General features: G+C 72.9%; 1 protein-coding gene. It reads left to right on the top strand.

All coding sequences use genetic code 11. The features are described 5' to 3' along the window. The coding region (locus AB0J09_RS52345) for an amino acid adenylation domain-containing protein (RefSeq protein ID WP_360709388.1) at positions 1 to 6,578 on the top strand (6,578 nt) is incomplete at both ends.

Below are 6,578 nucleotides of genomic sequence, written 5' to 3'. Positions count from 1 at the left end.
TCGCGCGCGGGTACGCAGGCCGTCTCGAGGCGACGGCCGAGCTGTTCCTGCCCGACCCGTTCGCCGCCGACGGTTCGCGCCTCTACCGCAGCGGTGACCGGGTCCGCCGGCGGGCGGACGGCGAGCTCGAGTTCCTGGGCCGGGTGGACGAGCAGATCAAGGTCCGCGGGTTCCGCATCGAGCCCGGCGAGGTGGAGGCGGCGCTGCGCGCCCATCCGGAGGTGGCCGCGGCCGCGGTGGTGGCCCGCGACGACGACGGGACCGGCTCCCGCCTCGTGGCCTACCTCGTCCCGGACGACCTGGCGGCCGGGATCCCCGACACCGGCGCGCTGCGCGCCTTCCTCCAGCAGAGCCTCCCGGCCCACCTGATCCCGGCCGTCTTCGTGGAGCTCAGCGCGCTGCCGCTGAGCCCGAGCGGCAAGACCGACAGAGCGGCCCTGCCCGTCCCCGAAGGAGCCAGGCCGGCCCTGACCGCAGGGTATGTGGCCCCGCGCACGCCGGCGGAGGAGCTCATCGCCGACGTGTGGGCCGAGATCCTCCGCCTGGAGCGCGTCGGCGCGACCGACAACTTCTTCGAGCTCGGCGGCGACTCGATCCTCAGCATCCAGGCGGTCGCCCGGGCACGCGCCCGCGGCCTGCACGTCACCCCTGCCCAGCTCTTCGAGCACCAGACCGTCGCCGGACTGGCCGCCGTGGCCGCGCGAGAGGCCGCGTTCGAGGCAGAGCAGGGCCCGGTGTCGGGTGAGGTGCCGCTCACGCCCATCCACCATTGGTTCTTCGGGCGTGGCCTGCCCGAGCCCGGCCACTTCAACCAGTCGGTCACCGTGGAGATCGCCGAGCACGTCGAGCCCGCCGTGCTGCGCCAGGCTCTGGTCGCCCTCGTCGCGCACCACGACGCCCTGCGGCTGCGCTTCACGTCCCACGAAGGCCGGATGAGCGCGCAATGCCTGGCCGCCGAGCCGGAGGAGCTCTTCTCCGTTGTCGACCTGTCCGGACTCGGGGCGGCCGAGGCACGCGACCGGGTGGCTGAGGCGGCCGAGGCCGCGCAGCGAGGCCTCGACCTCGCCGCCGGTCCCGTGGCGCGCTTCGTCTTGTTCGACCACGGCGAGCCGGGCCAGGTGCTCCTGCTGGTCGCCCACCACGCCGTCGTCGACGGCGTGTCCTGGCGCATCCTGCTGGAGGACCTGGCGCTGGCCTGCGCCCAGCTCGAGCGCGGCGCGCCCATCGCCCTGCCTGCCAAGACGACATCGTTCCAGCGCTGGGCCGAACGCCTGCGTGACCTGGCAGGCTCACCCCAGCTGGAAGGCGAGGCCGCCTACTGGCGGGCGGTCGGCGGGCAGGATGCCGACCTGCCCCTGGACCACCCGGGCAGCGGCAACGACGTCGCCTCCGCCCGCACGGTGGACGCGCGGCTGGACGAGGAGCAGACGGCGCGGCTGCTGCACCGCGTGCCCGCCGCTTACCGGACCCAGATCAACGACGTGCTGCTCACGGCGCTCGGCGTGGTCGTCGCCGAATGGACCGGTGGCGACCAGGTCCTGATCGACCTGGAGGGACACGGCCGCGAGGACGTGGGCACTGACGTCGACGTCTCCCGCACCGTCGGCTGGTTCACCTCCCTCTACCCGGTCCGCCTGCCCATGGCCGCCGGCCCCGGCGACCTGGGAAGCCTCCTCAAGAGCACCAAGGAACGGCTGCGCGAGATCCCCCGCCACGGCCTGGGCTACGGACTGCTGCGCCACCTGGCCGGGGGAGAGACGGGCGAGACCCTGGCGGCCACGCCGGGACCCCAGGTGGCGTTCAACTACCTCGGCCAGTTCGACCAGGGAGGCGGGGACGCCGAGCGGTTCCGGACGGCCGAAGGGACCCTCGGGCGCGAGCGCGCCGACACCGGCGAGCGCACCCACCTCATCGAGGTCAACGGCCTGGTCGTGAACGGCCGCCTCGAGCTGGGCTGGACCTACTCCGAGTGGCTGCACGACCGCGCGACGGTCGAGCGGCTGGCCGCGCGCTACGTCGAGGTGCTGGAAGAGCTCATCGACCACTGCTGCCGGCCCGGCGCCGGCGGGTACACACCGTCGGACTTCCCGCTCGCCGGCCTCGACCAGAACACTCTCGACAGGATCCACGCCGACGCCGGGCAGCCCATCGACGACCTCTACCCGCTGACCGCCACCCAGCAGGGCATGCTGTTCCACACCCTGCTGGAGCCAGGCTCCGGCGTGTACGTCGTGCAGAACGGCATACAGCTCGACGGCGAGCTCGACACCGGGGCGCTGATACTGGCCTGGGAACTGGCGCTCGCACGGCATCCTGTCCTGCGCGCCCAGGTGGTCTCCGAGGGCGTCCCGGTGCCGCTGCACCTGGTGCCCCACTCGGCGGCCCCCGCCGTGGACGTCCACGACTGGCGCCGGCGTGACCGGCAGGACCAGGAGCGGGCGCTGGAGGAATTCCTGGCCGCCGACCGCGCCAGGGGACTGCCTCTGGACCGGCCCGGTGCCATGCGGGTCACCCTGATCCGCACCGCCGACACCCGCCACCAGATGGTGTGGAGCTACCACCACCTGCTGCTCGACGGGTGGAGCGCGCCCATCGTCCTCGGCGAGGTGCTCGACGCCTACCAGGCCTACCGGACCGGGCGCGAGCCCGACCTGCCCGGCCACCGCCCCTACCGCGACTTCGTCGCCTGGCTCGCCGCCCGCGACCAGGGCGAGGCCGAGGACTTCTGGCGCGGCCACCTGCGCGGCTTCGACGCGCCCACCCCGCTGGCCGTCGACGGCGACACCGGCGACCACGGCCACACGACCATCAGGGCCGAGCTCCCCCAGGAGACGACCGAGGCGCTCACCGACCTGGCCCGCCGCCACCACCTGACCCTCAGCACCGTGGTCCAGGGCGCCTGGGCCGTGCTGCTGTCGGCCTACAGCGGCGAGGACGACGTCATGTTCGGTGTGACCACCTCCGGCCGCACCGAAGAACTGCCCGGCGCGGAGTCGATGGTGGGGCTGTTCATCACCACCACACCGCTGCGCGCCCGGATCGACCAGGACGCAAAACTGCTGCCCTGGCTGGAGGAGCTCCAGGCCGAGCAGATCCAGGCCCGCCGGCACGAGCACACCCCGCTCGTCCGGATCCAGGCGTGCTCCGACGTGCCCGCGGGACAGCCGCTGTTCAACAGCCTGCTGCTCTTCGAGAACTACCCCTCGGGCGAGTTCGACGACCAGGTGGAGGCGGCCGGGGCCGACGGCCTGCTGATCTCCGACGGCGTCGCCGCCGAGCAGGTGAACTACCCTCTGACGATCATCGCCGCGCACGGGCCGTCACTGGCGCTGGGCGTCGCCTACGACCGGGCGCACCTCACCCACGACAGCGCCGGACGTCTCCTCGCCCACCTGTCCACGCTCCTCACCGCCGTCGCCGCCGACCCGGACCGGCGCGTCGCCGAACTGCCGATCCTCGGCCCGGCCGAGCGCGAACTGGTCGTCTCCGTCTTGAACGACACCGCCGCGCACACCACGACGGGCACGGCGCTCGACCTGATCGCCGAGCAGGTCGCACGGCGGCCCGGCGCCGTCGCGGTGGTGTCGGGCGACGAACGCCTGACCTATGCCGAGCTGGACGCTCTGGCCGACCGGCTGGCCCACCACCTGCGTGGCCTCGGCGTGGGACCGGAGACGGTCGTGGGCCTGTGCCTGCCACGCGGCCTGGACATGGTGGTCGCCCTCCTCGCCGTGCTCAAGGCAGGCGGCGCGTACTTGCCGCTGGACCCGGAGTATCCCGCCGAACGGCTGGAGTTCATGCTCGCCGACAGCCGCGCGCCCGTCCTCGTCGGCCACCGGGAGACCGCGGGCGCTCTCGCCGGGGACGGCGGCGTCGTCTGGCTGGACGATCCGGCCACGGCGGCCGCTCTCGACGGCGCCCCCTCACACGCGCCCGCTGTCGCCGTCCAACCTGGTCAGCTCGCGTACGTGATCTACACCTCGGGCTCGACGGGCCGTCCGAAGGGCGTCCAGGTCACCCACGGGGGCGTGGTGAACCTCGTGGCCGCCCAGCGTCTCGCCTTCGGCGTCGAGCCGGGCGACGTCGTGCTGCAGTTCGCGCCCTTCAGCTTCGACGCGGCCGTCTGGGAGGTCTTCATGGCGCTCGCCGTGGGCGCCACCCTCGACCTGGCGACGACACGGGCCCGCTCGGAGCCTGCCGCGCTCGCGGCCCTCGCCGCCGCCGACGGCGCAACGGTGGCCACGGTCCCGCCGTCGCTGCTCGGCCAGCTGGAGCCCGGCGCCCTGCCCGGCGTGACCACCCTGATCACGGCAGGCGAACGGCTGAGTCCGGAACTTGCCGGGGTGTGGGGGCGCGGGCGCCGGTTGTACAACGCGTACGGGCCGACCGAGACGACGGTGTGCGCGTCGATGGCGCTGTGCGACGAGGCCGATGCCGGGGCTCCGCCGATCGGTGGTCCGATCGCCAACACGCGTGTGTACGTTCTGGATCGGCATCTTCAGCCGGTCCCTGTCGGGGTTCCCGGCGAGTTGTTCGTCGGCGGGAACGGCCTGGCTCGCGGGTATGGCGGGCAGCCTGAGCTGACCGCCGAGCGTTTCCTGGCGGACCCGTTCGCTGGCGACGGCGCGCGCCTGTACCGCACCGGCGACCGCGTACGGTGGCGGCCGGACGGGCAACTGGAGTTCCTGGGGCGGGTCGACGAGCAGGTGAAGGTCCGGGGCCACCGGGTCGAACCAGGTGAGGTCGAAGCCGCACTGCGGGCCCACCCCCAGATCGCGGCCGCCGTCGTCGTCGGCGCCGAACAACGACTGGCCGCCTACCTCGTCCCCGCAGACCACGGCGAGGGGATCCCCTCGGCCGGTGAGCTGCGCGCGTTCCTGCTCGCCGGTCTGCCCGACTACCTGGTGCCCTCGGTCTTCGTCGAACTGGCCGCGCTGCCGCTGAGCCCGAGCGGCAAGGTCGACCGCGCCGCCCTGCCCGCTCCCGTCGGCGGCAGCGCCGGTTCCGGCGCGGCGTACGTCGCCCCCCGCACTCCCACGGAGGAGATGCTGGCCGGGATCTGGGCGCAGGTGCTCGGCCTGGACCGGGTCGGCGTGCTCGACGAATTCTTCGAGCTGGGCGGCCACTCGCTGCTGGCCACCCAGGTGATGTCCCGGGTGCGGGCCGCTTTCGGGGCCGAACTGCCGCTGGCCACCCTGTTCGACCACCCCACGGTCGCCGGGCTCGCGGCGGCGGTCGACGGCTCGGCCGGCCGCACGCGGGTCCCCCCGATCGTTCCGGTCGGCCGTGACCGGCTCCTGCCCTTGTCGTTCGCGCAGCAGCGGCTGTGGTTCCTCGCACAGCTCGAACCGGACTCCCTGGAGTACAACCTGCCCATCGCGCTGCGGCTGGCGGGCGCCCTCGACCTTTCCGCGCTGGGCGCGGCCCTGGACGCGATCGTGGAGCGGCACGAGGTGCTGCGCACCCGGCTCGTCACCGTGGACGGGGTGCCGCACCAGGTCGTCGGACCGGCTTCGGAGGTCAAGGTCGAGGTCGTCGACCTCAGCGGAGACCCGGACGCGCTCGGCCGCGCCGAACAGCTGGCGGCCGCCGACGCGGCGGCGCCGTTCGACCTCGCCCAGGGCCCGCTGTTCCGGGGCCGGCTGATCCGCCTCGCACCGGACGATCACGTGCTGAGCCTGGTCCTGCACCACGTCATCTGGGACGAGTGGTCAGCCGGCGTGCTCCGCCGCGAGCTGACCGCTCTGTATGAGGCGTTCTCGCGGGGTGAGCCGTCGCCGCTTCCGCCGCTGGCGGTGCAGTACGCCGACTTCGCGGTCTGGCAGCGTGAGTGGCTGCAGGGCGAGGTGCTGGAGGGGCAGCTCGGTTACTGGCGTGAGCGGTTGGAGGGCGCCCCGGTTCTGGAGCTCCCGACGGACCGGCCCCGTCCGGCCGTGCGGACCTCGGCGGGTGGGGTGGTCGACTTCGAGGTTCCCGCGGAGACGCTGTCCGCCCTCAGGGGGGTGACGCAGCAGAGCGGCGCGACGATGTTCATGACGTTGCTGTCGGCGTTCACCGTGCTGTTGGGCAAGTACGCGGGCCAGGACGACGTGGTGGTGGGCACGCCGATCGCCAACCGCAACCGGGCCGAGGTCGAGGATCTCATCGGATTCTTCGTCAACACGTTGGTGTTGCGGACCGATCTGTCCGGCGATCCGGCCTTCGCCGATCTGGTCGGCCGGGTACGGAGCGAGGCGTTGGGCGCCTACGCCCATCAGGATGTGCCGTTCGAGCAGCTGGTTGAGGCCTTCGCGGCCGACCGTGATCGCGGCCGGCACCCCCTGTTCCAAGTGCTGTTCAACTACTACCCGGCCGAAGCCGACGAGGCCGGCAGCGGTGGCGTGGACCTGGACAGCTCGACGGTCGAGCTTCCCGTGGCGATCACGTCGAAGTTCGACCTGCGCCTGATCCTCATGGAGGAGGAGCAGGCGCTGAAGGGCGCCGTCGAGTTCAGTACGGAGTTGTTCGATCGTTCGACGGTGGAGCGGATGGTTGGGCATTTGGTGAGGTTGCTGGGGGTGGTGGCGGCTGATCCTTCG

It is taken from the genome of Nonomuraea sp. NPDC049784, assembly GCF_040659615.1.
GTDB lineage: Bacteria > Actinomycetota > Actinomycetes > Streptosporangiales > Streptosporangiaceae > Nonomuraea.
Note: the sequence above shows the minus strand (reverse complement) of the source record. Positions and strands in the feature narration are given on the sequence as shown.